The sequence below is a fragment of the Halomonas sp. HG01 genome (assembly GCF_000968715.2).
Lineage (GTDB): Bacteria > Pseudomonadota > Gammaproteobacteria > Pseudomonadales > Halomonadaceae > Halomonas > Halomonas halophila.
Genome location: NZ_CP022134.1, coordinates 2,023,577 through 2,049,012, shown reverse-complemented (window position 1 = coordinate 2,049,012; position 25,436 = coordinate 2,023,577). Strand labels below are relative to the sequence as shown.

Sequence of the window (25,436 nt, the reverse complement as noted above, 5' to 3'; positions counted from 1 at the left end):
CGTAGAATACGCCTTCCTTGCGAGGCACTGGTCAAGCGGCCGGGAACGCAAGATGCTCTTCTCCTTATTGAGTCGAGCTGCTCTTTAACAATCGATCAGATAATTCATGTGGGCGCTTGTCGGGATGTCGGTGACCAGTCACTAGATATCAAGACAAGCGACTCGTCAAAGAGACGTTTGAATCTTGAACCAGGTTTGGTTCCACCTTAGGAACTATCAAGCTTTTAACTGAAGAGTTTGATCATGGCTCAGATTGAACGCTGGCGGCAGGCCTAACACATGCAAGTCGAGCGGAAACGATCCTAGCTTGCTAGGAGGCGTCGAGCGGCGGACGGGTGAGTAATGCATAGGAATCTGCCCGGTAGTGGGGGATAACTTGAGGAAACTCAAGCTAATNGCAGGCCTGAGCGGGACAGTCGAGGGTTCAGGAACTCACGTGCCACGACGAGCAGATCATCCAGACCGAGGCGCAGGAATTCACGAGCGGCGATCAGCACCTCCTCCTGCTCAGACGAGAGGGTGGCGAGTAGGTTGTGACGCGTGTGCGGTCGGTCATGGACATCGTTGCGGTACCGCCAGCGGCGGATGGTCGCGTGGGAGACACCATACTGGCGGGCCAGCTCGCTATCCGTGATGCTGGACGGTGCCGCCTGGATTTCAGCACGGATCTTCGGTGTCGTGGTGGCCTGCTTATGCAGCTTGATGTCCATGAACCTGCTCCCGAATGAATTGCTTTAGAAGTTCTCTGGCTGCCAGCAGAGGATAACTCCTATAGCTCATTTGATCATCCGGGACCCTACAAGTATGTCCTGATTTTCAGATCGTGGATGAAGATACCATCGAAGTACGATTTTCTTGCTTACCAAGCCTTGCAGAGAAAGCATTTAGGGTTTTAGAAAGGAGCCGTGAACCAAAGCACTTCAATGATATCCTCAGAGAAATTAACTTTCGATTATCAGAATCGGGGGCTGAAAAGTTTTCAAACGATAGGGCGATGACGAACCAGATGGCGTCAGATAAAAGGTTTGTTGCTATTGGAAAAAGTGGTTTTTGGGCGCTTTCGGATTGGGATGATATATCAACCAAGTCAATAACAGAATTGATGGAGTTGTTTTTTCATAAGAAGAACAAACCACAAAAAATTGATGATATATTCGGATATGTTTCTTCTAAAAGGCCAGGCGTAACTCGGCAATCAATTGTCACCTACTTATATGACAAGCCTCAATTTATCAGAACTGGGGAAGGTGAGTACTCTCTGAGTTCATGGGGTGGTAAATCCGCTTCTAGAGTTAGAATTAAAGGAGAGTCGATAAATAGTAATATTAAGGATGCCATCGAAGAATTGTTTATAGCTAACGAGACGATAAGGAATTCCGATCTTGTTCGGGCCATAAAAGATAAAACCAGCGCTTCTGAAGCAACTATCCGTAAAGCTATCAAGTCCTGTCAAGAAATCGAAGTGGTAGATAAATCAGGTAAAAGCAATTTACTGATTTGTAATGATATTCGCCTTACATAATTATCGACGAAAAAGCCTAGGACTTTGCTGAGAGAGAAGGTGCAAGAGGAAGTCATGGCTATTATGAAGGAGCGTCAAGGGAAAAAAATACAGAAAATTAAGTTGTATGAAGAGGTGGCTAAGAAGGTCGATTGCCTTAGGCCAACTTTTTATGCATACCTTAGCGAAATGACTGACATAAAACAGTACAAAAAAGGTGGCAAGTATTTTTGCGAAATGGATGATGAGGAGGTTGCTGCTCCGACAATACCTTACTTAGATCTGTCACCTCTCGAAAACTGTTCTGATGCCGAGGCTGTGAGCAATATCATTAAAGCTACCGACAAGTTAAATGATAAAGATGTGGATGTCGGATTGTTTGAGTTAGGTAGGATTTTTGAAAATACTCTGAAGAAGTATTTGTCGTTAGCAAAAGAGCAGAGCAAGCTAAGCGTCACACGAAAGGATATGGAACGACTTGTTTCGATGATTGACTGCATCGAACGAAACAAAAAAGACATTCCTGTTAAATTTAAGCCACATCATTTGACTCTCTTAAGAGAGGACAGAAACCTTAGAGCGCATGGGAATATGCCATCAGAAACTGAAAGGTTAATAATCCTAGCAAAATGCCCATTTATTGTAGAAATGTATATTGACTACATTGTGAAATTTTCTGTTCAACTTACAAGCGCTTAGGCTTTGTCCGAAAACTCGAATTTGCTAATGTCACCTATGCCACAGCAGCATAGGTGACCCATGGCAGGACGCTACGAGATCTCCGACAACGGCTGGGCCATCATCGAGGACATCGTGTCGCCGCCGCAGAGAACGGGGCGCCCCCGCCGCGATGACCGCCAGGTGCTGAACGGCATCTTCTGGATCCTCTGCTCGGGCGCCAAGTGGCGCGATCTGCCAGAACGCTACGGCCCTTGGAAGACCGTCTATGACCGGTTCCGCCAGTGGCGCGATGACGGCACCTTCGAAACCATCCTGGCGTGTCTCCAGCTCCGCTTGCGAGAGGATGGTCTGATGGATCTGGACACCTGGATGATCGATTCGACGTCGATCCGTGCCACCCGTGCCGCCTCTGGAGGCGGCAAAAAGGGGGATACCAAGAGCCCGTAGACCATGCCTTGGGCCGCAGCCGAGGCGGCCTGACGACCAAAATTCACATGGTCTGTGATCGGCATGGATGGCCGCTGACCTTCACGCTCTCGCCTGGGCAGGACTCGGATACAGGCCACTTCATCCCCGCCATGGAACACGTTCATCTGCCTGGAAGCCGGGGCAGACCACGTAAGCGCTGTCGCTACATCGTGGCCGACAAGGGCTATGACAGCGACCCTCTTCGCCGCTACTGCGACCGGCACCGCATGAAACCGATCATTGCCCGGCGCAAGATGAAGCGAAAACCGCGTCCTGGCGCCCAGCGAGGCTTCGACAAGCCCCGTTATCGAGATCGAAACATCATCGAGCGCTGTTTCGGGTGGATCAAAGAGCTGCGCCGGGTCTGCACCCGCTACGACAAATTAGCCAGCAGCTTCAGGGCCATGGTATGCCTGGCGTGCATAGACCGTTGCCTGCGAGCAGACTTTTCGGACAAAACTTAGGTGCGAAGAGCTTAACAATCCGCGTCAGTCGGACGTGCTAAAGCACGCCGCTGCGCTCGTCGTTAAGCGTCAAAACGAATCAGAGAAATCATGGAAATAGATCAAGTCGGTAAATTCCAAGATGAAGGTGGCTACTGGGAAAGCAATCCCGAATCAATGGATGGTGCAATACTAAGCATCGAAACTGAGAGCATATCGGACAAACAGATCATGCTTGCTCAGGCTGTATGTAAAGATTGGGCCGGTAAAATTGAAGTTGCGCTGCAATATATTAAGAGTGTTCGAGCAGAATATAAGCTTGAGGCTCAAATTTTTAATAATCCAAATGCGTTTATAAACTCTGATAGCGAGTGGAGTGTTTACTTTGACACGGAGTCTGAACCAGAGGCTGTAGTTGGTGTCGAATTTTCAGGTGATGCCCCATTTCAACTTACTATCGGAGACTAAACGCTTAACAAGGCGCTCAAGCAAGGACGCAGCAAAGCTGCGCCGCTTAGCTTGGCGTTAGCCAGCAATATGGAATATTTATGTCTTATAAAAAAATGGTTGCCATTTTTGTCGATGTGATTGGATATAAAAATATCACCGACTTCTCGACGAAGCATGAGCTTCATCGGCTTTTTCATGAGGAGGTAACTATTCATGAACAGCGCCAGAAGGAAATACCGCATGTTATATATGATAGAAAGGTATTCGGATTCTCAGATTGTGCGTATTTCTTCTTCTACTATAAAGATGGCATTGAAAATGAAAGAAAAAACAATGTAAACCTTTCATATATTGCTGCATACAATGTTTCACTAACAATTCTTAGATTAATGAGTAAAGGATTTATTGCAAGAGGTGGTGTTGCATTTGGAGATGTGTTTATTGATGAATTAGGTTTCTTCGGTCCCGCTGTAGAGCGCGCTTATGAAATTGAATCTAAAGAAGCTATTTTTCCAAGGCTTCAGTTCGATCAGGATTTAGGAAAGAATGTATTTGAATGGGAGCATGACCTTTCAACGAAAGATCCTGATTTGATCTCAATGTATACTGAAGTTCCTTTTGTGTCAGAGGTTGAAGGAGAGGCATACTTTGTTAACCCTTTCAACGTTTTACAAAGAAGTGGGCAGTTCATTGCCGGAGCTGAGACTCTTACTATTGAGGCTGTAAAGAACACAGTAATAGGTAAAATTGAAGCAGATTTAGAGATATTTTCAACAGATCCTAGAGTTGTCGAAAAGCTTAGATGGTTAAAAAAATATGTTATGGAAAAGAAACAGCTTCTTAAGGAAGAAATTGAGCCTGATTCTTTTAGTTTTATGACTATATACAATCGCGGCGGCTAACAAAGCATTGCAGCGGACAAGCCGCTGAATGCGGCGTTAACTGTCATGAAAAGTTCAGACTTCATCCAAGCAATTGAGAAGATAGAGTGGTTATCTAAAGCTGACCATATATCCTCAGTTTTAAATACCACATATAACTGGGAGTGGCTTCCAAGTAGTCGTGATCAGAATAATCCGTTTCCCATCGATATCCTGGATAAATCTAAGGAATTGGAAAAATCTCTAGCCTCAATATCCTATAAAGCAGCTTTGATCTCGTTAAGGAAAGTAGGTCCAGAAAATTCACTATTACTAGATAGCCCACACAATTATACTGAGACTTTCAAGGGGGCTGCTCTCTATTGTGTGAGACTCGCTGCTAAAGAATATGCCTCTGGCCAGAAAGGTAAATGGTCTGAGATTCTAGAAATTTATAGAAAGGGTAGGTGGCCGTGCGGCATTCAAGAGGATGGCGAATGGGTTATCTTGTAGCAACAGTTAACAAGGCAATCCAGCATCAGCCACTTCGTGGCTTGGACAGCCTAGCCGTCGCTCGTTTTGTGCATGGCTTCGCCATTATCGCACAAAACAATCAACAACTAGTCTGCCGCTGATTGCGGCGTTAGCTATTCAAGGAAAGTATTGTGTTTAATTATGCGCCCGGACTAGATCGATATGTTGAGCAAAGGCGAAAAAAGGTAGCAGACGGAAACCAAGAGACCATTGAGCAAATAAGAACGCTTGCAGGGTTGTTTAATAATAAACCTCTAGTAAAAGAGTTAACCCTTAGTGTCCTAGATTCGCTAATTCGCTGTTTCAATGAAATAGAGAGACAGAATAATTCAACACTTTTAATGATCTCGAATCTTCGATTTCTATTTGAAACCTGTATAAACACAAGAATTCTTGTTGCCGAAGAGTCATTTAAGTACAAGTTAAGATACTCGATTTACAAACACCAACTTGAAAAATCAAAGAGCCTCGAAGAATACGCACTGAAAGATTTTCGCAGACTCGAAAAGTTGTCAGCTGAGGAGGCCGCACTTGAGCAACGAGCATCAAGCCCAGATCAGTTTATGGAAACGAAGATTGCCATAGATAAACTTTATGATGATCTTGATCAGGAGATTTCAATATTCTTAGATATGGATGAGTTTAACGGTGCTGGATTTCATAAAACGTATATCAATTCATTCCTCTCTCAGCACAGAGAGAGGGAAGAACAAATAGCCAATGAGTGGCTAGAAGTGAAGAAGTCTCTTCTCAAAGATGGCGAAGCCATGAGCTTATTCGATTTTAGGGGACAGCTGAGTCGGGTTGAGAAAGAACTTAAAGATACTCGAAGCTGGAAGGTTAAAGCTGAAGACGTTGGGCTAATAGAGATGTACAATTTTATATACGATTATACTAGCTCTCTGTTACACAGCACTTCTTATTCATTGTTAGTGCCAAACCAACTAGAAGAAGGTGAAAAGCTGATGATTTTAGGCTTGGCAACTCGAATCAAACGAGATGCTTTAACAAACCTCTGCAAGTTTTCGAACATCCCTAACATGAAGGTTATTCATGTTGAAAGCTAACAAGTCAATCAACTACGCGCCTTTCAGGCGCCGGACGCAGCAAAGCTGCGCCGGTTATTGAGGCGTTACAAATTTCCTCATAACCATGACACCTCGCCCCGCCATGCCCTCTGGCCCAGCAGGCATCCCGTGGCCCCGCTCGCGGCGAATTTTTGACCACCCGCCCAAGACGAAGCCCGCCAAAAGCTGGATAATGGCCGGCTACGCGCTACGGTCGCCCCATAAACGAATCCGGTGCTTTGTCAATGGAAATCAAGGTCAACTATCTCGACAACCTCCGGCTGGAGGCCAAGTTCGACGATTTCACCGTCATCTCCGACCAGCCGATCCGCTACAAGGGCGACGGCTCGGCCCCCGGTCCCTTCGACTACTTCCTGGCGTCGTCGGCCATGTGCGCGGCCTATTTCGTCAAGGTCTACTGCAATGCGCGTGATATTCCCACCGAGAATATCCGCCTGTCGCAGAACAACATCGTCGACCCGGAGAACCGCTACAAGCAGATCTTCAAGATCCAGGTCGAGCTGCCGGAGGACCTCTCCGAGAAGGACCGCCAGGGCATCCTGCGCTCCATCGAGCGCTGCACGGTCAAGAAGGTGGTGCAGACCGGCCCCGAGTTCCAGATCGAGACGGTCGAGAACCTGGACGAGGACGCCCAGGCCCTGCTGATGGCCAAGCCGGAAGAGGGCGAGAGCACCTGGATCGAGGGCAAGGACCTGCCGCTGGAGCAGACCATCGCCAACATGACGGCGATCTTCGAGCGCCTCGGCATGAAGGTCGAGATCGCCTCCTGGCGCAACATCGTGCCCCACGTGTGGTCGCTGCACATCCGCGATGCCCACTCCAACATGTGCTTCACCAACGGCAAGGGTTCCACCAAGGAGAGCGCACTGGCCTCGGCGCTGGGCGAGTTCATCGAGCGCCTGAGCTGCAACTTCTTCTACAACGACCAGTTCTTCGGCCAGGACCTCGCCCATCACGACTTCGTCCACTATCCGGACGAGAAGTGGTTCCAGCCGGGGCCGCACGACTCGCTGCCGGACGGCATCCTCGACGATCACTGCCGGGCGATCTACGACCCGGAGGGCGAGCTGGCCGGCTCCAACCTGATCGACACCAACTCCGGCAACGCCGAGCGCGGCATCGTCTCGCTGCCCTACGTTCGCCAGTCGGACGGCGAGACGGTCTACTTCCCGTCGAATCTGGTCGAGAACCTGTTCCTCAGCAACGGCATGAGCGCCGGCAACACCCTGCCGGAGGCCCAGGTGCAGTGCCTGTCGGAGATCTTCGAGCGGGCGGTGAAGCGCCAGATCATCGAGGAGGAGATCACGCTGCCCGACGTGCCGCTGGAGGTGATGCAGAAGTACCCGCACATCCTCGAGGGCGTCGAGGCGCTGGAGGCCCAGGGCTTCCCGGTGCTGGTCAAGGACGCCTCCCTCGGCGGCCAGTTCCCGGTGATGTGTGTGACCCTGATGAACCCGAAGACCGGCGGCGTGTTCGCCTCCTTCGGCGCGCATCCGAGCTTCGAGGTGGCGCTGGAGCGCAGCCTGACCGAGCTGATGCAGGGCCGCAGCTTCGAGGGCCTGAACGACTTCATGCCGCCCACCTTCAACTCGCTGGCGGTCTCCGAGCCCAACAACTTCGTCGAGCACTTCATCGACTCCTCGGGCGTGGTGTCCTGGCGCTTCTTCAGCTCCAAGGCCGACGTCGCGTTCGTCGAGTGGGACTTCTCCGGCAGCGGCTCCAACAGTACGGAAGAGGAGGCCGCGGGCCTGTTCGGCATCCTCGAGGAGCTCGAGCTGGAGGCCTACCAGGCCGTGCACGAGGACCTGGGCGCGCCGGTGTGCCGGATCCTGGTGCCGGGCTACTCCGAGGTCTATCCGGTCGAGGACCTGATCTGGGACAACACCAACAAGGCGCTGCTGTTCCGCGAGGACATCCTGCACCTGCACGACCTCGATGACGAGCGTCTGGCCGAGCTGCTGGAGCGCCTGGAAGAGACCCAGATCGACGACCACGAGACCATCACCACCCTGATCGGCATCGAGTTCGACGAGAACACCGTCTGGGGCCAGCTGACCATCCTCGAACTCAAGCTGATGGCCAACCTGGCGCTGGGCCAGTTCGAGGACGCGCTGGACCGGGTGCAGATGTTCCTGCAGTTCAACGACAACACCGTCGAGCGCGGGCTGTTCTACCAGGCCGTGAACGCGGTGCTGGAGATCGCCCTGGACGACGAGCTGGAGCTCGACGACTTCCTCTACAACTTCAAGCGCATGTTCGGCGAAGCGACCATGCAGACCGTGGTGGGCGCGGTGAACGGCACGGTCCGCTTCCCGGGCCTGGAGCCGGTCGGCATGCAGCTCGAGGGCCTGGAGCGTCACCAGCGCCTGATCGAGAGCTACAAGAAGCTGCACGCGCATCGCGCCGCCCTGGCCGCCGAGAAGGCCAGCGCCTGAGTCGTCGGCCACGTCAGCATGCCGTAGAGCGTGTTGAAGTGGCGCATGGTTACAGCAAAGCCCCGAGCCGGGAGACCGGCTCGGGGCTTTTCGTTGGGGCTACAGGGCGACCGACCTATGCCATGTCCTTCAAAGGCCGTGCCAGCAGCTCCGAGACGATGCCCGGCATGAACTCCCGGGGCAGGGTGATGGCATAGAAGTTCTCGTAGACGTTGGGCAGTTGCTCCAGGCGGGTCAGTCGCCCCTGCTGTAGCTCGTCCTTGACCACCACCTCGGGCATCACGCTCAGCGCGCCGCTGTCCCGTGCCAGCAGGCGCAACATGGCCATGTCGTCGGCCTCGGCGAGGATTTTCGGCCGATATTGGTACAGGCTGCAGTGGCCATCGAAGGCACGACGAATCTCGTGATGCTCGCCGGGGAGCACCCAGCGCATGTCGTCGAAGCCTTCGGGGAAGGGCCGGCCGGGCGTCGAGTCGGGCGGGCCGATGATTGACAGCGGCTGCCGGGCCAGCAGCTGGCTCTGCCAGGAGGCGTCCGGGGAATCAGATGGCGGCATCTGGGTATTGGTGAGCACCACGTCGAGCTCGTGGCGGGCCAGGCCATCGAGCAGGTTGGCCATGTCGCGGGCGTGCAGGCTGAAGTGGACGCGCTGGCCGCTCTGGTTGAGCAGGGGAGCGATGAAGCCCTCGATGAAGTTGCGCGACATGGTGGAGAGCGTGCCGATGCGCAGGCGCTGATACTCCGGCTCGATACCGCGGCTGATCAGCGACTCCAGCTCCTCGCCCTTGGTGAAGATCACCTCGGCATAGTTGAACACCCGTCGCCCTGCCTCGGTCAGCACCAGGGCGCGGTGGCGTCGCTCGAAGAGCGGCTTGCCCATCCTGTCTTCCAGCTTGCGGATCTGTGCCGAGAGGGCGCTCTGCGACAGGTGCAGCGTTTCCGCCACCCGCGTGAGCTTGCCTTCGCGGGCCACGCGCCAGAAGTAGTAGAGGTGATGGTAGTTGAGTCGGCTCATTGGGTTCTTTTTTATAGAACGATAGATCAATAAATATCTATTTTAATTAAAAAGTGGCTCGCCGGATACTGCTTGCTCCATGGATCACCGGAGGCCTTCCATGCACGGAAATGCGCTGTTCTTCACCTTCCTGCTCACCCTGGTGCCGGCCATCCTGGCGCTGGGGGCAGTGACGAGCGCCCGCGGGCCCCGCGGGCGTGCCTGGCGCATCGGCCGGATCACGACCACGAGCGGCCTGCTGCTGTCGGCATCGTTGCTGGTGCTGGGGCTGGCATCGGGGCTTCCGGCGGTGGCCGGCTGGTGGCATAGCGGCATGTTGCAGCTGGTCATGCTGCTGCTGGCCAACTTCATCGCCTTCGTGGTGGTGCGCTACAGCGCCACCTACCTGCAGGGCGAGCCGCGCCAGAGGCGCTTCGTCGCGCTCGTTCAGGCGGTGTTTGCCGCGGTGAGCGTGGCGGTGCTCAGTGACCATCTCCTCGCGTTCCTGTTCGCCTGGCTGGGCATCAGCCTGGCGATGCATCAGCTGCTGATGTTCTATCCCGACCGCCCCCGCGCGGCGCTGGCGGCGCACAAGAAGTTCCTCTTCGCCCGCGCCGCCGAGCTCTGTGCCATGACGGCCTTCCTGTTGCTCTACCTGCACCATGACACCGGGCGGATCAGCGTCATCGTGAGCGACTATGCCTCGGCCGACGGCGCCCTGACCCTGGGCGAACAGGCGGCGGCCTGCCTGCTCGCGATGGCGGCGCTGATCAAGTGCGCCCAGCTGCCGCTGCACGGCTGGCTGATTCAGGTGGTCGAGGCGCCCACGCCGGTGTCGGCCACGCTGCACGGCGGCGTGATCAACCTCGGCGGTTACCTGCTGCTGCTGTTCTCGCCGCTGCTGCTGCGGTCGGCCCCGGCCCAGGCGCTGGTCCTGACGGTGGCCGGCCTCGGCAGCGTGCTGGCGGCGCTGGTCATGATGACCCGCGTCAGCATCAAGGTGCGCCTGGCCTGGTCCACCAGTGCCCAGATGGGCCTGATGCTGGTCGAGATCGCCCTGGGGCTGACGGAGCTGGCGATGCTGCACCTGCTGGCGCACTCCTGCTACAAGGCCTACGCCTTCCTGAGTTCGGGCGAGGCGGTCGAACAGGATCTGCTGCGCCGCCAGGCCCCCGGGCGCAGCCCCACGCCAAGCCAGTGGCTGGTGGCCGGCCTGATCAGCGTGTCGCTGGTGGCGGCGGTGGTGGCGCTGGCCCGCCGCCTGACCGAGGCGGCGGCCTTCGACGCCAACAGCCCCTGGGTGCTGCTCGCCCTCGCCCTGACCGTGCTGCTGGCCGAGCGCAACAGCGAGCGTACCGCGGGCTCCGTCGTCGGTTTTGTCGGCCTGGCCGCGCTGGTGGTGCTCGCCTACGTCGGGCTCAAGACGCTGTTCGCCGCCTTCCTGCCCGAGACCGGCCACCGCGTCTCGCTCTGGGGCGACCTGTGGGTGAGTGTGCTGTTCGTGCTGCTCTTCGCGGGCTACTGGCTGAAGCGCCATGGGCTTCACTACCCGGCGTCGCAGACGCTCAACCGCTACTGCTATGCCGGTTTCTACCTGGACGAGTGGGTCACCCGGAACACCCTCAGGCTCTGGCCCCACGACCTGCCCGGCCGAATCAGGGCCAAGCAGCTGCACACAGCCTTTCGAGGGAGTGCCCAATGACGAGTCTCGAACATCCCCGGATCGCGCGCCCGGCCGACGCCAACGACGTCGCGCCGCTGACCGACGAACAGGACGCGGCGCTGGATCGCGCCTGCGCACGCATCGCCCCGAGCTGGCCGCTGGATCGGCTGATTGCGGTGAGCCCCTACTGGACCCAGCGCGGTGAGGACGCCGCGACCGTGTCGGCGCGGCTCTCGGCGCTGGGCAACGTCCACTGCCTGATGCCGCCGAGCCATTACCTGGGTGCCTGGCAACGTGGCGAGATCACGTCGGAACACCTGGAGGAAGCGGCCGAGCGGCTCGACTACCGTGGCGGCTACCGCAACCTGCTGGACGTCGTCGAGGAACTCGGCCGGCTGCCCCACTGGCACAACATCAGCGACCTGATCGATGCCCGTCGCGACCGCCAGCACAAGATGGCCTGGCGTGACGAGATCACCCAGCAGATCAGCCAGTTCTGTGCCGCCTACTTCCAGGAGGATGGGCCGCTCAACGCCGAGCGTCTGCAGGCGCCCCGCGGCAAGCGGCTCTATCAGCACTGGCGGGAGATGACTCTGAAGGATCGCGGCATCGCCATCCTGATGGGCGAGCCGACGCTGCGGCGCTACTTCAAGACCCTGCCGGACACCGAGGATGGACTCTTTCAGGCCGCCGTCGCCGAGCTGGAGGTGGACGCCGAACGTCTCGAGAGCTACGCCCAGGCGCTGCTGCTCGACATCAACGGCTGGGCCGCCTGGGTCTCCTACCAGGACTGGCAGCAGGCGCTGGCCACGCCGGAGGAAGAGAGTGCGGGGCCCGCCTCGGACATGCGCAGCCTGCTGGCGATGCGCCTGGCGTGGGAGCTGGCGCTGTGGCGTTACATCCGGGCGGAGCATCCCGATCAGGGCGACCGCCTGACCCGTCTTTGGCACGCGGAACTGGTGGAGATGCCGCAGCGGGTCGAGCGCCATCGGCGCGCCCAGCGGCCCCTGTGGGTGTGGCAGCTCGCCGGCGAGCTGGCCTACCAGCAGCCGCTCCACCGTGCCCTGGGCGGGGCGGTGCGTGCCTCGGCCCCGTCGCCGAGCGAGCCTCGTCTGCAGGCGGTGTTCTGCATCGACGTGCGCTCCGAGCCGCTGCGCCGCGCGCTGGAAAGCCAGAGCCCGGCCATCCAGACCCTGGGCTTCGCCGGCTTCTTCGGCCTGCCCCTGGAACACCAGCAGGATGGCACCGCGCTGGCCCAGCCCCATCTGCCGGGTCTGCTGGCGCCCCGGGTGACTCTCAGGAGCGGTTCCTGCGAGGGCGAGGCTCGTTCGGCGAAGCGGCTGAACTGGAAGGCGCGCCTGCAGGAATGGAGCCGCACGGCGAGTGCCAGCTTCACCGCGGTGGAAGCGGGCGGCCTGCTCTATGCCGGCAAGCTGCTGCGCCGCTCGCTCGAGGCCAAGGCCAAGCGCGAGCCGCTGGCCATGGACGCGCTCGGCTGGCACTGGCGCGACAGCGGCGAGGCGTTGACCCTGGCCGACAAGGCGGCGCTCGCGCGGACCGTGCTGGGGGCCATGGGGCTCACCGAGCACCTCGCTCCTCGGGTGCTGCTGGTGGGGCACGGCAGCCACAGCAGCAACAACCCGCATGCCGCGGGGCTCGAGTGCGGGGCCTGCGGCGGGCAGTCGGGGGAGGTCTCGGTGAGAGCCCTGGCAAGGCTGCTCAACGATCCCGCGCTGCGCGAGACGCTGGCCGAGGGCGGCCTCGTGATCCCGGAGACGACCCGCTTCGTGCCGGCGCTGCATCACACCATCACCGATCGCATCGAGTTGCCGGAAGGGGAGACGGATGCCTTCGCGCTGAGCGAGGAGGAGCGTGCCTGGCTCGAACGGGCCGGCGCCCAGGCCCGGCGCGAGCGTGCTCCGAGGCTCGGCCTGTCGGCCGACGCACCGGAGCTCGAGGAGACCCTCGATCGCCGCGGCGCCGACTGGTCGCAGACGCGCCCGGAGTGGGGCCTGGCCAACAACGCCAGCTTCATCGCCGCGCCGCGGCGGCTCACCGCGCCGCTCGACCTCGGCGGGCGCAGCTTCCTGCACGACTACGACTGGCGCTCGGATAGCGACTTCTCGCGGCTGGAGCTGATCATGACCGCGCCCATGGTGGTCGCCCACTGGATCAACATGCAGTACAACGCCTCCGTCACCGACAATCGCAAGTTCGGCAGCGGCAACAAGGTACTGCACAACGTGGTCGGCGGGCACATCGGCGTCTTCGAGGGCAACGGCGGCGACCTGCGCATCGGCCTGCCACTGCAGTCGCTGCACGACGGCGAGCGCTGGCGCCACGAGCCTTTGCGTCTGAGCGCCTACCTCGCGGCGCCTCCGGAGGCCATCGCCTCGATCGTCGAGCGTCACCCGATGCTCGGGTCGCTGGTGGATAACGGCTGGCTCCACCTGTTCTCGCTGGATGACCGGAGCGGCGAGATCCTGGCATACCGGAAGGGGGAGTGGCGCGAGTCCTAGCGGGCTCGCGCGCCAAAGCGCTGCCCGCGTTCTTCGGCGTCCCGCTGCCGGACCGTGGTGAGGCCTGCGCCAGAATAAAGCCCCGAGCCGGTCAGCCGGTTCGGGGCTTCTGCGTTCTGGTGTGGGGCTGACGGCGAGCTTCTCCAGGTCGACGCCGTGCGCGATGCCGAGGCCGTCGAGCAGATAGACCACGTCCTCGCTGGCCACGTTGCCCGAGGCGCCTTGGTGGCTATGGAAAGAGGGCAGCCGCCTAGCGGCTGCTCAATGCCACGCCGGCCTTCGAGCGATTGGGCCGGCCGATGGCGCGGGTGATCCAGCTGCCGGCGGCGGCGAGCTTCTCCAGGTCGACGCCGTGTGCGATGCCGAGGCCGTCGAGCAGGTAGACCACGTCTTCGCTGGCCACGTTGCCGGAAGCGCCCTTCGCATACGGGCAGCCGCCGAGCCCGGCCACCGAGCTGTCGATCACCGCGATGCCTTCCTCGAGCACGGCGTAGAGGTTGGCCAGCGCCTGGCCGTAGGTGTCATGGAAGTGGGCGCCGAGCCGCTCCATCGGCACGTCTCTGGCCACGGCTTCCAGCATGCGTTTGGCCTTGAGCGGGGTGCCGGTGCCGATGGTGTCGCCCAGCGAGACCTCGTAGCAGCCCATCTCATGCAGCGCCCTGGCGACCTCGGCCACCCTGGCGGGGGCGATCTCGCCCTCGTAGGGGCAGCCGAGCACGCAGGAGACGTAGCCGCGCACGCGGACGTTGGCTTCGCGGGCGCGCTCCAGCACCGGGGCGAAGCGCTCGAGCGATTCCGCCACCGAGCAGTTGATGTTCTTCCGCGAGAAGGCCTCGGAGGCGGCGCCGAATACCGCGACCTCGTCGACACCGCATTCCAGCGCGGCCTCCAGGCCCTTGAGATTGGGCGTGAGGGCGGAGTAGGTCACGCCCTCGTGGCGGCGCAGGCCGTGCATCACCTCGCGGTGGTCGGCCATCTGCGGCACCCACTTGGGGGAGACGAAGCTCGCCGCCTCGATGTGAGTGAGGCCCGCCGCGCCCAGGCGGTCGATCAGGGCCAGCTTGGTGCCGGTGTCGATCGCCTCGGGCTCGTTCTGCAGCCCGTCGCGGGGGCCGACCTCGACCAGGCGAACGTGAGTGGGGAATGTCATGGGTTACTCCTCCGGCGCGAATTCCAGCAGCACGTCGCCCTGGCCGACGGTGTCGCCGGCGGCGAAGTGGAAGCGTTCCACGTGGCCGTCGGCGGGGGCGGCCAGGGTGTGCTCCATTTTCATGGCCTCCATCACCATCAGCGGCATGCCTTTCTCCACCCGGGCGCCGGCCTCGGCCAGCAGCGCCACCACGGTGCCGTGCATGGGCGCGGTGAGGGTGGACTCGGCCTCGCGCTGGCCGTGGTCGATGGCGTCGATGCGCCGCCAATAAAGGCGGGTCTCGCGCATCGGGTCGACCATCACCACGACATTGCGCTCCCCACCTTCGCCCACGAGGCGCGCCTGGAGCCGGCGGCGATGGCCGTCGATGGTCACCGCCACGGCGTCGCCTTCCAGCGGCTCGAGGCTGGCCTCGAACTTCTGGCCGTTCAGGCTCAGCTGCCAGGGGGCGGATTCTCGCTCGCGCCGGCCCTCGACCACCGTCACGCTCTCGGCGTCGTCCTCGTCCGCCGCATGCTCGGGCGCGCAGAGGGCGATGCGGATGGTGTGGGGCGCGTTGAGGCGGAAGCCGTCGTGGCGGTCCCAGGGCGAGTCGCTCTCGCACTCACGGGCCAGCTGGTGCAGGCCGATCAGCGCCGCGGCGGCGTATTCCTCCGGCGCGGTCTCATGGGCGGCGAACAGCGTGGCCTCGTGACGCTCGATGAAGCGGGTGTCGAGCTCGGCGGCGCGGAAGGCCGGATGGCCGGCCAGCCGCTGGAGGAAGGCGCGGTTGGTGACCACGCCGCGCACGTCCAGCGCCGCCAGCGCGCGGTTGAGGGTGGCCAGCGCCTGGGCGCGGTCGTCGCCGTGGACGATCAGCTTGGCGAGCATGGGGTCGTAGTGCATCGACACGGCATCGCCGCTCTCCACGCCGCTATCGAGCCGCACCTTGTCGGCCTCGAGGCCGGCGCCGGCGAGGTCCAGGGTGAAGCGGCCCAAGGTGCCGGTGGCGGGCAGGAAGTCCTGTGCCGGGTCCTCGGCATAGAGGCGCGCCTCGAAGCTGTGGCCGGTGATGGTCAGCTCGTCCTGGGCCAGCGGCAGCCGCTCGCCCATGGCCACGCGCAGCTGCCACTCGACCAGGTCCTGGCCGGTGATCATCTCGGTGACCGGGTGTTCCACCTGCAGGCGGGTGTTCATCTCCATGAAGTAGAACGACCCGTCTACATCAAGGAGGAACTCCACCGTCCCGGCGCCCAAGTAGCCGATCTCGCGGGCGGCGCGCACGGCGGCCTCGCCCATCTCGCGGCGCAGCGCCTCGGTCATGCCCGGGGCGGGCGCCTCCTCGAGCACCTTCTGGTGGCGGCGCTGCACGCTGCAGTCGCGCTCGAACAGGTAGACCCCGTTGCCGTGACTGTCGCAGAACACCTGGACCTCCACGTGGCGCGGCTGCACCAGGTACTTCTCGATCAGCATGCGGTCGTCGCCGAAGGCGGCCTTCGACTCGCGGCGGCAGCCGTCCAGGGCGGCCTGGAATTCGCCGTCGTTCTCGACCACGCGCATGCCCTTGCCGCCGCCGCCGGCGCTGGCCTTGAGCAGCACCGGATAGCCGATGCGCCCGGCCTCCTCGCGTAGCAGGGCGTCGTCCTGGCCCTCGCCGTGGTAGCCGGGCACCAGCGGCACGCCGGCGTCCTGCATGCGTGCCTTGGCGGCGGACTTGTCGCCCATGGCGGCGATGGCCGGGGCAGGCGGGCCGACGAAGACGATGCCGGCGGCCTCCAGCGCCTCGACGAAGGCGCCGTTCTCGGAGAGGAAGCCGTAGCCGGGGTGGATGGCGCCGGCGCCGGTGCGCCGCGCGGCCTCGATCACCGCCTCCACGTTCAGGTAGCTCTCGCGGGCGGCGGCCGGGCCCAGGCGCACGGCCTCGTCGGCCTCGCGCACGTGGCGGGCGTTGGCGTCAGCGTCGGAGTAGACCGCCACCGTGCGCAGCCCCATGCGCCGCGCGGTGCGCATCACGCGGCAGGCGATCTCGCCGCGGTTGGCGACCAGCAGGGTGTCGAAGCGCGGGGCGGAAGGGGGCGTGGGGCTCATGAATGGCGCTCCGTGTCGGAATCCGGGGCCCAGGCGGGGCGGCGTTTGTCGAAGAAGCTCGAGAGCCCTTCCTGGCCCTCGTGGCTCACCCGCAGCTCGCTGATGATGCGGCAGGTGTGGTCGCGGGTGGCGTTACTGTCGGGGTCGCGGGCGACCTCGGCCAGCAGCGCCTTGGTGGCGCGGCTGGCCTGGGGCGAGGTGGCCAGCAGGGTGTCGATCATGGCATCGACGGCGGCGTCCAGGGCGTCGGGCTCGACCACGCAGTGGGCCAGGTCGAGCTTCTGGGCGGTGGTCGCGTCGATGACCTCGGCGGTCAGGGCGTAGCGGCGCAGCTGCCGCTCGCCGAGCGCACGTTGCACGTAGGGGCTGATCACCGCCGGCGACAGGCCGATCCGGACCTCGGAGAGGCAGAAGCGGGCCTTCTCGGAGGCGACGACGATGTCGCAGCAGGCGGCCAGGCCGACGGCGCCGCCGAAGGCCGCGCCCTGCACGCGGCACACGGTCGGGCAGGGCAGGGTGTCGAGGCCGTGCATCAGCGCCGAGAGCTCGCGGGCGTCGACCAGGTTGTCCTCGAAGTCGTAGTCGGCCATGCGCTTCATCCAGTGCAGATCGGCGCCGGCGGAGAAGTTCTTGCCTTTCGAGGCCAGCACCAGCAGGCGCACCTCGCCGCGGTGGGCGAGCTCGCCGGCGCGGCGCAGGTGGTCGTTGAGCTCGCCGATCAGGTGATCGTCGAAGGCGTTGTGGACCTCGGGGCGGTCGAGCGTCAGCCGGGCCACGCCGCGGTCGTCGATCTCGAGTCTTGAATATGTCTGTGTCGTCATATCGGTACCCTGCTTGCTTCGGGCTTCGGGCTTCGGGCTTCGGGCTTCGGGCTTCGGGCTTCGGGCTTCGGGCTTCGGGCTTCGGGCTTCGGGCTTCGGGCTTCGGGACAGCTCGTGGCCCGCCGCCCGTGGCTCGTCGCCGGCGCGAAGCGCCTACATCCTGAACACGCCGAACCGGGTCTCCTCGACCTCGGCGTTCATGGCGGCGGCCAGCGACAGACCCAGCACGTCGCGGGTCTGGGCCGGATCGATGACGCCGTCGTCCCACAGCCGGGCGCTGGCGTAGGTGGGATGGCCCTGGTGCTCGTACTGGTCGCGGATCGGCTGCTTGAAGGCGGCCTCGTCGTCGGCGCTCCACTCGCTGCCGTCGCGCTCGAACTGCTCTCGTTTGACCTGGGCCAGCACGCCGGCGGCCTGCTCGCCGCCCATCACCGAGATGCGCGCGTTGGGCCACATGAACAGCAGGTTGGGCTCATAGGCGCGGCCGCACATGCCGTAGTTGCCGGCGCCGAAGCTGCCGCCGATCAGCACGGTGAACTTGGGCACCCTGGCGCAGGCCACAGCGGTGACCAGCTTGGCGCCGTGCTTGGCGATGCCCTCGTGCTCGTACTTCGAGCCGACCATGAAACCGGTGATGTTCTGCAGGAAGATCAGCGGGATCTTGCGCTGGGCGCAGAGCTCGATGAAGTGCGCGCCCTTGAGCGCGCTCTCCGAGAACAGCACGCCGTTGTTGGCGACGATGCCCACCGGATGGCCGTGCAGGTGCGCGAAGCCGGTGACCAGGGTGTCTCCGTAGTCGCGCTTGAACTCGTCGAAGGCCGAGTCGTCGACCAGCCGCGCGATCACCTCGCGGGCGTCGAAGGGCTTCTTCAGGTCGGTGCCGACGATGCCGTAGAGCTCCTCGGGGTTGAGGCGCGGCGGCTTCGAGGCCTGCATGGCCAATTGACCGCGCTTCTGCCAGTTGAGCCGGGCCACGCAGCGCCGGGCCAGCTGCAGGGCGTGGGCGTCGTTCTCGGCATAGTGGTCCGCCACGCCGCTGATGCGGGCGTGCACGTCGGCGCCGCCCAGGTCCTCGGCGCTGATCGACTCGCCGGTGGCGGCCTTCACCAGCGGCGGGCCGCCGAGGAAGATGGTGCCCTGATCGCGGACGATGATCGACTCGTCGGCCATGGCCGGCACATAGGCGCCGCCGGCGGTGCAGGAGCCCATCACCACGGCGATCTGCGGGATGCCCTCGGCGGACAGCGTGGCCTGGTTGTAGAAGATGCGGCCGAAGTGGTCGCGGTCGGGGAACACCTCGTCCTGGCGCGGCAGGAAGGCGCCGCCGGAGTCCACCAGGTAGAGACACGGCAGGCGGTGCTTGCGGGCGACCTCCTGGGCGCGCAGGTGCTTCTTCACCGACAGCGGGAAGTAGGTGCCGCCCTTGACCGTGGCGTCGTTGGCGACGATCACGCACTCCACGCCCGAGACGCGGCCGATGCCGGTGACCACGCCAGCGGCGGGGACCGGGTCGTCGTAGACCTCGTGAGCGGCCAGCGCCGAGAGCTCGAGGAACGGCGAGCCCTCGTCGAGCAGGTGGTCGATGCGATCGCGCACGAACAGCTTGCCGCGCGACTCGTGGCGCTTTCGCGCTTTCTCGCCGCCGCCCTGGGCGATGGCGGCGGTCAGCTCGCGCAGCTTGCCGACCTCGGCGCGCATCGCCGCGTCGTTGGCCTGGAAGCCCTCGCTGCGCGGATTGATCTGGGTCGTAAGAACGCTCATTTATCCCTCCGGGATAAAAGCGGAAAGCTCGAAGCCGGAAGCTGGAAGAAACCCCGAGAGAGAAGTGGCAGTCCTTCCAGCTTCAAGCTTCCCGCTTCTGGCTTATTTTGACTCGTTGAAGACTTCGCGGCCGATCAACATGCGGCGAATCTCGCTGGTGCCGGCACCGATCTCGTAGAGCTTGGCGTCGCGCAGCAGCCGCCCGGTGGGGTATTCGTTGATGTAGCCGTTGCCGCCGAGCAGCTGGATGGCGTCCAGCGCCACCTGGGTGGCCTTCTCGGCGCAGTAGAGGATCACGCCGGCGGCGTCCTTGCGCGAGGTGTGGCCGCGGTCGCAGGCGCCGGCCACGGCGTAGAGGTAGGCGCGGCAGGCGTTCAGGGTGGTGAGCATGTCGGCCACCTTGCCCTGCACCAGCTGGAACTCGCCGATGGCCTGGTCGAACTGCTTGCGCTCGTGGATATAGGGCACCACCACGTCCATGGCGGCCTGCATGATGCCGATGGGGCCGGCGGCCAGCACGGTGCGCTCGAAGTCGAGCCCGCTCATCAGCACCCGCGCGCCCTTGTTGACCTCGCCGAGCACGTTCTCGGCCGGCACCTCGCAGCCCTGGAACACCAGCTCGCAGGTGTTGGAGCCGCGCATGCCGAGCTTGTCGAGCTTCTGGGCGGTGGAGAAGCCGGGCATGTCCTTCTCGATGATGAAGGCGGTGATGCCCTTGGAGCCGGCGTCGGGATCGGTCTTGGCGTAGACCACCAGCACGTCGGCGTCGGGGCCGTTGGTGATCCACATCTTGTTGCCGTCGAGGATGAAGCGGTCGCCCTCCTGGCGGGCGCGCAGCTTCATGGAGACCACGTCGGAGCCGGCGCCCGGCTCGGACATGGCCAGCGCCCCCACGTGCTCGCCGCTGATCAGCTTCGGCAGGTACTTCGCCTTCTGCTCGGCATTGCCGTTGAGCTTGAGCTGGTTCACGCACAGGTTGGAGTGGGCGCCAAAGGAGAGCCCCACCGAGGCGCTGGCGCGGGAAATCTCCTCCATGGCGATGCAGTGGGCGAGATAGCCCATGCCGGCGCCGCCGTCCTCCTCGGGCACGGTGATGCCGAGCAGGCCCATGTCGCCGAACTTCCGCCACAGGTCGGCGGGAAATGCGTTGTTCGCGTCGATCTCGGCGGCGCGCGGGGCGATCTCGTCGCGGGCGAAGGCGTTGACGTGATCGCGCAGCATGTTGAGCTCGTCGTCGAGGCCGAAGTCGAGGGGCGTGTAGGGGGCGTGCATGGCGGCGATCTCCGTTCGTTGTTGGTCGGTCCGGGAGCGTTCGAGTGCTCGGCTGTTGTGGTCCAGCCTAGGGTTGGTTGACGTTAACGTAAAGTGCAGTCTTTGAGGCCTAGACCAAGGTCGTGATCGTGCAGGATTGCGATAGTGAAGAGCCGTGATCGTGAAGAGCCGTGATCGTGAAGAGCCGTGTCTTGAGCATAGAAGCCGGACGGCATCAGGAAGAGATCAGCGTGAGAGTGAAGAGTGAGAGGGGCGCGCAAGCAGGAGGCGGCAGAAGCAGGGCGGCCGCCGTCGCCCTGGTGCCTTACGAGACGGGCTGGTGATTCGGCGCCACCAGGCCGTGGCGACGCATGCGGCGGTAGACGGTGGGGCGTGAGACGCCGAGCTGGCGGGCGACCTGGCTGATGTTCCAGGCCGAGCGCCTGAGCAGCTCGAGCAGCGCCTGGCCGTCTGCCGAGGGTGGGGCGCCGGCCGACGTTGAAGGAGAGGCCGAACCGGGTGCCGAGCCAAGCGACGCCGGTGCCGTGAGGGTGGTGGGCCCGGCGGCGCCGTGGCAGGTCTCGGGCAGGTCGTGAAGGGTGATCTCGTCGCCTTCCGCGGTGGCCATGGCGAAGGCCAGCGCGTTTCTGAGCTGGCGGATATTGCCCGGCCAGTCGTGGGCCAGCAGCGCGCTCATGGCGTCGGCGCGCAGGTGATGCGACTGGCCGCGTTCGGCCTGGAGCTCGTCGTGGACGCGGCGGATCACGTAGTGCCGGTCGGCGCGTTCGCGCAGCGCGGGCAGGTGCAGCTCGGCGCCGTTGAGGCGGTAGTAGAGGTCCTCGCGGAAGTCGCCGGCTCGGATCAGCTCGGTCACGTCGCGGTGGGTGGCGGTGACCACGCGGATGTCGACCTTCACCGGCGTCTCGGCGCCCAGCGGCATCACCTCGCGCTCGGCCAGCACGCGCAGCAGGCGGGTCTGCAGCGTCAGCGGCATGTCGCCGATCTCGTCGAGGAACAGGGTGCCGCCGTCGGCCTGCTGGATCAGCCCGCGCATGCCCTTGGGCCGCCCGCCGGTGAAGGCGCCGGGCAGATAGCCGAACAGCTCGCTCTCGATCAGCGCTTCGGGAATGGCCGCGCAGTTCACCGCCACGAAGGGGGCCTGGGCCCGTGGGCCGCTGTCGTGCAGGGCGCGGGCCAGCACCTCCTTGCCGGTGCCCGTCTCGCCGTGAATCAGCACGCTCACGGTCTCGTTCCGCAGCCGCCGGGCCAGCTTGAGCAGGCGGTGCATCGCCGGGTCATCGCCGGCGAGTCGATCCAGCGCCGGCACCGAGGCATCGCGCGGGGCCGCCGTGGTGGTGGCCTTCCGCGGGCGGCCGCGCGGCTCGAGCAGGGTAACGAAGCAGGTCGCGTCGTTGGCCCGGGCGCGAAACGCGCGGATCTGGTCCTCGCCCGCGGCCGGAATGCCCAAGAGGTCGCCGAGCTCGGCGTCGAACAGCTGGGTGGCGCCGGGCAGGCAGGCCGCCGACCAGGGCGGCCAGCGGCGCAGGTGGGCGTCGATCAGGGCGCGGCCTTCGTGATTGGCGGCGATCAGGCTGCCGTCCTCCTCGATGGCGATCAGCCCGCGGCCGTTGAGATGCACGAATTCCCGGGCGCTGTCGAAGCGCAGGATCAGGCTGTCCCGGTAGCGGTGCAGGAAGTAGGCGTCCTCGATCATCCGCGCGTGCAGGTTGACCAGCGACAGGGCGAAGGTCTGGCTCTCGTGGGAGCGCGGCGACTGCAGCGCGGAGATGTCCAGCACCGCCATCACCCGCCCCTGGGGATCGGTGATCGGCGCCGCCGTGCAGGTCAGGTCGATGTGGGTGGCGTCGAAGTGCTCGCCCTGGTGGCAGGTGATGGCCTGGCCGTCATGCAGGCAGGTGCCCACCGCGCAGGTGCCGGCGTGGCGTTCGTTCCAGTCGGCGCCCAGGTAGAGCCCGGCGCGGCGCAGGGCCCGGTCCTGCTCGGACTGGCCGCGAAAGGCCACGGTGATGCCGCGCTGGTCGGTGAGCAACAGCGCGTAGCCGAGCCGGGCGACCTGGCCGTAGAGGCGATCGACCCCGGCGCGGGCCACGTGCAGCAGTTCGTCGACCGATTCCTGGTGATCGCGCAGCGCCTGCTGGGTGAGCACGCGCACCGGCCGCGGGTGGCAGGGATCGAGCCGATACTCGCCCAGGCAGCGCTGCCAGGAGCGGCGGATGACGTCGCGGTGTTCGGCAGGGCAGGCGTCGCGGCCTTCGCCCAGCCGCATCAGGGTCCGGATGTGCTGGCGTTTCTCGGGTTGCAGAGCCAAGGCTGCCTCCGCTCGGGCCGCCTGATGGCGGCTCTTGTGATGTTGTTGTGATGTGTCGATGCGCTCCGTTCAGCCTATGCCGCTGCGCGCGGGCGTCAATCGGCACGGACTTCGCCCTTGGTCGGGGGTGACAGGTGTAACGCGGGCTGTCACGGCGTACGGGGTACAGCTGTGACATTGCGCCGTGCACTGGCCTATCGATCCGGCGCGTGATGGTTGAGGTTTTATCTTCTTTATCAGTGGTTTGTTGTCGATGCCCGACGATCTGGCACGAATGCTGCCAGTGACTGGGGGCGTGACCCGATAACGATCACACATCACCAATAACAAGCGGAGATACGCCATGACCGCACGCACGCCCACTCAGATCGCCCGGCAATGGCTCGATGACTTCGATGCCGCCCTGAAGCAACGCGATATCGCGCGGGTTCTCTCGCTGTTCAGCGAGGAATGCTACTGGCGCGACCTGATCGCCTTCACCTGGAACCTCAAGACGCTGGAAGGCCCGGACGAGATCCAGTCGATGCTCGACGCGACGCTGGATCGCGTCGCGCCCTCGAACTGGCAGCTGGACGGCGAGGCCAGCGAGGCCGCTGGCGTCGTCGAGGCCTGGTTCACCTTCGAGACCGCCGAGGCGCGGGGCAAGGGCCTGCTGCGCCTGAAGGACGGCCGCTGCTGGACGCTGCTGACCGCCATGCGCGAACTCAAGGACTTTCCCGAGACCAGCGGCCTCAAGCGTCCCAAGGGTGCCGAACACGGTGCCAACAAGCAGCGCGAGACCTGGCTGGAGGCCCGCCAGCGCGAGGAGGCCGAGCTCGGCTACCAGCGTCAGCCCTACTGCGTGATCATCGGCGGCGGCCAGGGCGGTATCGGCCTGGCGGCGCGCCTGCGGCAGATGAACGTGCCGACCATCGTGATCGAGAAGAATCCGCGGGCGGGGGATTCCTGGCGCAACCGCTACAAGTCGCTGTGCCTGCACGACCCGGTGTGGTACGACCACATGCCCTATATTCCCTTCCCGGACAACTGGCCGGTGTTCGCGCCCAAGGACAAGGTCGGCGACTGGCTGGAGATGTACACCAAGGTGATGGAGCTCAACTACTGGAGTTCCACCGAGTGCGAGAGCGCGCGCTTCGACGAGGCCAGCGGCGAGTGGGTGGTCGAGGTCAATCGCGACGGCGAGCGGGTGACCCTGCGGCCGAAGCAGCTGGTGCTGGCCACCGGCATGTCCGGCATGCCCAACGTGCCGCAGTTCCCCGGTGCCGAGACCTTCGAGGGCGAGCAGCAGCATTCCAGCCAGCACCCGGGGCCGGATGCCTATCGCGGCAAGAAGGTCGTGGTGGTGGGCTCCAACAACTCCGCCCATGACATCTGTGCGGCGCTGTGGGAGCACGACGCCGACGTGACCATGCTGCAGCGCTCCTCCACCCACGTGGTGAAGTCCGACTCGCTGATGGAGGAGGCGCTGGGGCCGCTGTACTCCGAACAGGCGCTGCAGAACGGCATCGATCACCACAAGGCCGACCTGATCTTCGCCTCGATTCCCTACAAGGTGCTGCCGGACTTCCAGCGTCCGGCCTTCGACGCCATCCGCGAGCGTGACGCCGACTTCTATCGCCGGCTCGAGGCGGCCGGCTTCCTGCTCGACTTCGGCGCCGACGACTCCGGCCTGTTCCTGAAGTATCTGCGTCGCGGCTCCGGCTACTACATCGACGTGGGCGCCTGTGATCTGGTGGCCAACGGCGACATCAAGCTGCGCAGCGGTGTGAGCATCGAGCGCATCAACCCGCACTCGGTGACCCTGACCGACGGCTCGGAGCTGCCCGCGGACCTGATCGTCTACGCCACCGGCTACGGCTCGATGAACGGCTGGGCGGCGCGGATCATCTCCCAGGACGTCGCCGACAAGGTCGGCAAGTGCTGGGGCATGGGCTCCGACACGCCCAAGGATCCGGGCCCCTGGGAGGGCGAACTGCGCAACATGTGGAAGCCGACCCAGCAGCAGGCGCTGTGGTTCCACGGCGGCAACCTGCACCAGTCCCGCCACTACTCCCAGTACCTGGCACTGCAGCTCAAGGCCCGGCTGGAGGGCATCCCCACGCCCGTCTATGGCCTGCAGGAAGTTCACCACCTGAGCTGAACGTCGGCGCACGGTCTCCGCGTCCTCCCGATTCCGGGAGGGCGCTTGCGTGTGTCACCGGGCGTTCGCCTCGGGGCCGACCGCCGAGCCTGCTCATATAACGCGCACCTGCTAGAACTAAGAGAACGAGCCCCGCGATGCCGACAGGGGCGATAGGGACGGTCTCCTGCCGGCATGCGGTTCCTGTTCTTCGGACGTGCCACCCGGCACGCCAAGGGAGACCGTCATGAGCACTCCTTCCGCTTTTCCCTCCTCATCCTCCCCATCCCCGCCGTCGGCCG

At 62.9% G+C, this 25,436-nt stretch carries 18 protein-coding genes and 2 pseudogenes; 11 read left to right on the top strand and 9 right to left on the bottom strand.

Annotated elements, in window-relative coordinates:
* Positions 1 to 398: 398 nt before the first annotated feature.
* Positions 399 to 710, bottom strand: a pseudogene (locus tag UN84_RS09705) (IS481 family transposase); the annotation flags it as partial.
* A gap of 113 nt (positions 711 to 823) precedes the next feature.
* Here UN84_RS09705 and UN84_RS09700 point away from each other — a divergent pair.
* The 8 genes from UN84_RS09700 to UN84_RS09665 all read left to right on the top strand — a co-directional run bounded on the left by UN84_RS09700 (position 824) and on the right by UN84_RS09665 (position 8,460).
* The gene (locus UN84_RS09700; protein WP_152662818.1) at positions 824 to 1,522 is read left to right on the top strand and encodes a hypothetical protein; all 699 of its coding nucleotides are present in this window, start codon (positions 824 to 826) and stop codon (positions 1,520 to 1,522) included.
* A gap of 54 nt (positions 1,523 to 1,576) precedes the next feature.
* Complete coding sequence (locus UN84_RS09695; protein WP_152662819.1) at positions 1,577 to 2,200, top strand: hypothetical protein; 624 nt, start codon at positions 1,577 to 1,579, stop codon at positions 2,198 to 2,200.
* A 60-nt stretch (positions 2,201 to 2,260) separates the two neighbouring features.
* Positions 2,261 to 3,114, top strand: a protein-coding gene (locus UN84_RS09690) for an IS5 family transposase (protein ID WP_152662820.1) whose coding sequence is annotated in 2 segments (ribosomal slippage) — positions 2,261 to 2,615 and positions 2,615 to 3,114 — 855 coding nt in all. Because the reading frame shifts where the segments join, the coding sequence is not laid out codon by codon here.
* A 90-nt stretch (positions 3,115 to 3,204) separates the two neighbouring features.
* Positions 3,205 to 3,561, top strand: a complete 357-nt coding sequence (locus UN84_RS09685) for a hypothetical protein (RefSeq protein WP_152662821.1) — start codon at positions 3,205 to 3,207, stop codon at positions 3,559 to 3,561.
* An 80-nt stretch (positions 3,562 to 3,641) separates the two neighbouring features.
* Positions 3,642 to 4,445: a hypothetical protein gene (locus UN84_RS09680; protein ID WP_152662822.1), complete on the top strand. Its 804-nt coding sequence runs from the start codon at positions 3,642 to 3,644 to the stop codon at positions 4,443 to 4,445.
* Between the two features lie 45 nt (positions 4,446 to 4,490).
* Positions 4,491 to 4,916, top strand: coding sequence for a hypothetical protein (locus tag UN84_RS09675; RefSeq protein ID WP_152662823.1), 426 nt, complete (start codon positions 4,491 to 4,493; stop codon positions 4,914 to 4,916).
* 152 nt (positions 4,917 to 5,068) lie between these two features.
* Positions 5,069 to 6,004: a hypothetical protein gene (locus UN84_RS09670; protein WP_152662824.1), complete on the top strand. Its 936-nt coding sequence runs from the start codon at positions 5,069 to 5,071 to the stop codon at positions 6,002 to 6,004.
* Positions 6,005 to 6,249: 245 nt separating this feature from the next.
* Entirely contained in the window at positions 6,250 to 8,460 is a 2,211-nt protein-coding gene (locus UN84_RS09665) for an OsmC domain/YcaO domain-containing protein (RefSeq protein WP_046077987.1), read from the top strand.
* A 115-nt stretch (positions 8,461 to 8,575) separates the two neighbouring features.
* Here the strand turns inward: UN84_RS09665 and UN84_RS09660 are convergent, their stop codons facing one another.
* Positions 8,576 to 9,475 carry a LysR family transcriptional regulator gene (locus UN84_RS09660; protein ID WP_035595638.1) on the bottom strand — a complete coding sequence of 300 codons (900 nt, stop codon included), beginning with the start codon at positions 9,473 to 9,475 and terminating at the stop codon, positions 8,576 to 8,578.
* 100 nt (positions 9,476 to 9,575) lie between these two features.
* Between UN84_RS09660 and UN84_RS09655 the strand changes: the two genes are divergently transcribed.
* Positions 9,576 to 11,156 carry an NADH-quinone oxidoreductase subunit L gene (locus tag UN84_RS09655; protein WP_046077988.1) on the top strand — a complete coding sequence of 527 codons (1,581 nt, stop codon included), beginning with the start codon at positions 9,576 to 9,578 and terminating at the stop codon, positions 11,154 to 11,156.
* The gene (locus tag UN84_RS09650) at positions 11,153 to 13,636 is read left to right on the top strand and encodes a YbcC family protein (RefSeq protein WP_046077989.1); all 2,484 of its coding nucleotides are present in this window, start codon (positions 11,153 to 11,155) and stop codon (positions 13,634 to 13,636) included. Before UN84_RS09655 ends, UN84_RS09650 begins: the two co-directional genes overlap by 4 nt.
* A gap of 126 nt (positions 13,637 to 13,762) precedes the next feature.
* On the opposite strand, the pseudogene UN84_RS17415 reads toward UN84_RS09650, so the two are convergent.
* The 7 genes and pseudogenes from UN84_RS17415 to UN84_RS09615 form a co-directional block, all read right to left on the bottom strand.
* Positions 13,763 to 13,861: pseudogene (locus UN84_RS17415) on the bottom strand (hydroxymethylglutaryl-CoA lyase); the annotation flags it as partial.
* A gap of 25 nt (positions 13,862 to 13,886) precedes the next feature.
* Entirely contained in the window at positions 13,887 to 14,786 is a 900-nt protein-coding gene (locus UN84_RS09640) for a hydroxymethylglutaryl-CoA lyase (protein ID WP_046077990.1), read from the bottom strand.
* A gap of 3 nt (positions 14,787 to 14,789) precedes the next feature.
* Positions 14,790 to 16,853, bottom strand: coding sequence for an acetyl-CoA carboxylase biotin carboxylase subunit (locus UN84_RS09635; protein ID WP_046077991.1), 2,064 nt, complete (start codon positions 16,851 to 16,853; stop codon positions 14,790 to 14,792).
* Positions 16,850 to 17,674: an enoyl-CoA hydratase-related protein gene (locus UN84_RS09630; RefSeq protein ID WP_046077992.1), complete on the bottom strand. Its 825-nt coding sequence runs from the start codon at positions 17,672 to 17,674 to the stop codon at positions 16,850 to 16,852. The genes UN84_RS09635 and UN84_RS09630 overlap by 4 nt, the downstream gene beginning before the upstream one ends.
* 153 nt (positions 17,675 to 17,827) lie before the next feature.
* Positions 17,828 to 19,435 carry a carboxyl transferase domain-containing protein gene (locus tag UN84_RS09625; protein WP_046077993.1) on the bottom strand — a complete coding sequence of 536 codons (1,608 nt, stop codon included), beginning with the start codon at positions 19,433 to 19,435 and terminating at the stop codon, positions 17,828 to 17,830.
* Positions 19,436 to 19,537: 102 nt separating this feature from the next.
* Positions 19,538 to 20,707: an isovaleryl-CoA dehydrogenase gene (locus tag UN84_RS09620; RefSeq protein WP_046077994.1), complete on the bottom strand. Its 1,170-nt coding sequence runs from the start codon at positions 20,705 to 20,707 to the stop codon at positions 19,538 to 19,540.
* Positions 20,708 to 21,011: 304 nt separating this feature from the next.
* Positions 21,012 to 22,973 (bottom strand): sigma-54-dependent Fis family transcriptional regulator, encoded by a 1,962-nt coding sequence (locus tag UN84_RS09615; protein WP_082090807.1) that lies wholly within the window; start codon positions 22,971 to 22,973, stop codon positions 21,012 to 21,014.
* Positions 22,974 to 23,358: 385 nt separating this feature from the next.
* Between UN84_RS09615 and UN84_RS09610 the strand changes: the two genes are divergently transcribed.
* A complete protein-coding gene (locus UN84_RS09610) occupies positions 23,359 to 25,155 on the top strand; it encodes an NAD(P)/FAD-dependent oxidoreductase (protein WP_046077996.1) in 1,797 nt (598 codons plus the stop codon).
* Positions 25,156 to 25,436: the final 281 nt, after the last annotated feature.

Coding starts and splice junctions, on each gene's coding strand:
- UN84_RS09695 (WP_152662819.1), top strand. CDS start 1,577: ATGGCTATTATGAAGGAGCGTCAAGGGAAAAAAATACAGAAAATTAAG.
- UN84_RS09685 (WP_152662821.1), top strand. CDS start 3,205: ATGGAAATAGATCAAGTCGGTAAATTCCAAGATGAAGGTGGCTACTGG.
- UN84_RS09680 (WP_152662822.1), top strand. CDS start 3,642: ATGTCTTATAAAAAAATGGTTGCCATTTTTGTCGATGTGATTGGATAT.
- UN84_RS09675 (WP_152662823.1), top strand. CDS start 4,491: ATGAAAAGTTCAGACTTCATCCAAGCAATTGAGAAGATAGAGTGGTTA.
- UN84_RS09665 (WP_046077987.1), top strand. CDS start 6,250: ATGGAAATCAAGGTCAACTATCTCGACAACCTCCGGCTGGAGGCCAAG.
- UN84_RS09660 (WP_035595638.1), bottom strand. CDS start 9,475: ATGAGCCGACTCAACTACCATCACCTCTACTACTTCTGGCGCGTGGCC.
- UN84_RS09655 (WP_046077988.1), top strand. CDS start 9,576: ATGCACGGAAATGCGCTGTTCTTCACCTTCCTGCTCACCCTGGTGCCG.
- UN84_RS09650 (WP_046077989.1), top strand. CDS start 11,153: ATGACGAGTCTCGAACATCCCCGGATCGCGCGCCCGGCCGACGCCAAC.
- UN84_RS09640 (WP_046077990.1), bottom strand. CDS start 14,786: ATGACATTCCCCACTCACGTTCGCCTGGTCGAGGTCGGCCCCCGCGAC.
- UN84_RS09635 (WP_046077991.1), bottom strand. CDS start 16,853: ATGAGCCCCACGCCCCCTTCCGCCCCGCGCTTCGACACCCTGCTGGTC.
- UN84_RS09630 (WP_046077992.1), bottom strand. CDS start 17,674: ATGACGACACAGACATATTCAAGACTCGAGATCGACGACCGCGGCGTG.
- UN84_RS09625 (WP_046077993.1), bottom strand. CDS start 19,435: ATGAGCGTTCTTACGACCCAGATCAATCCGCGCAGCGAGGGCTTCCAG.
- UN84_RS09620 (WP_046077994.1), bottom strand. CDS start 20,707: ATGCACGCCCCCTACACGCCCCTCGACTTCGGCCTCGACGACGAGCTC.
- UN84_RS09615 (WP_082090807.1), bottom strand. CDS start 22,973: ATGCGGCTGGGCGAAGGCCGCGACGCCTGCCCTGCCGAACACCGCGAC.
- UN84_RS09610 (WP_046077996.1), top strand. CDS start 23,359: ATGACCGCACGCACGCCCACTCAGATCGCCCGGCAATGGCTCGATGAC.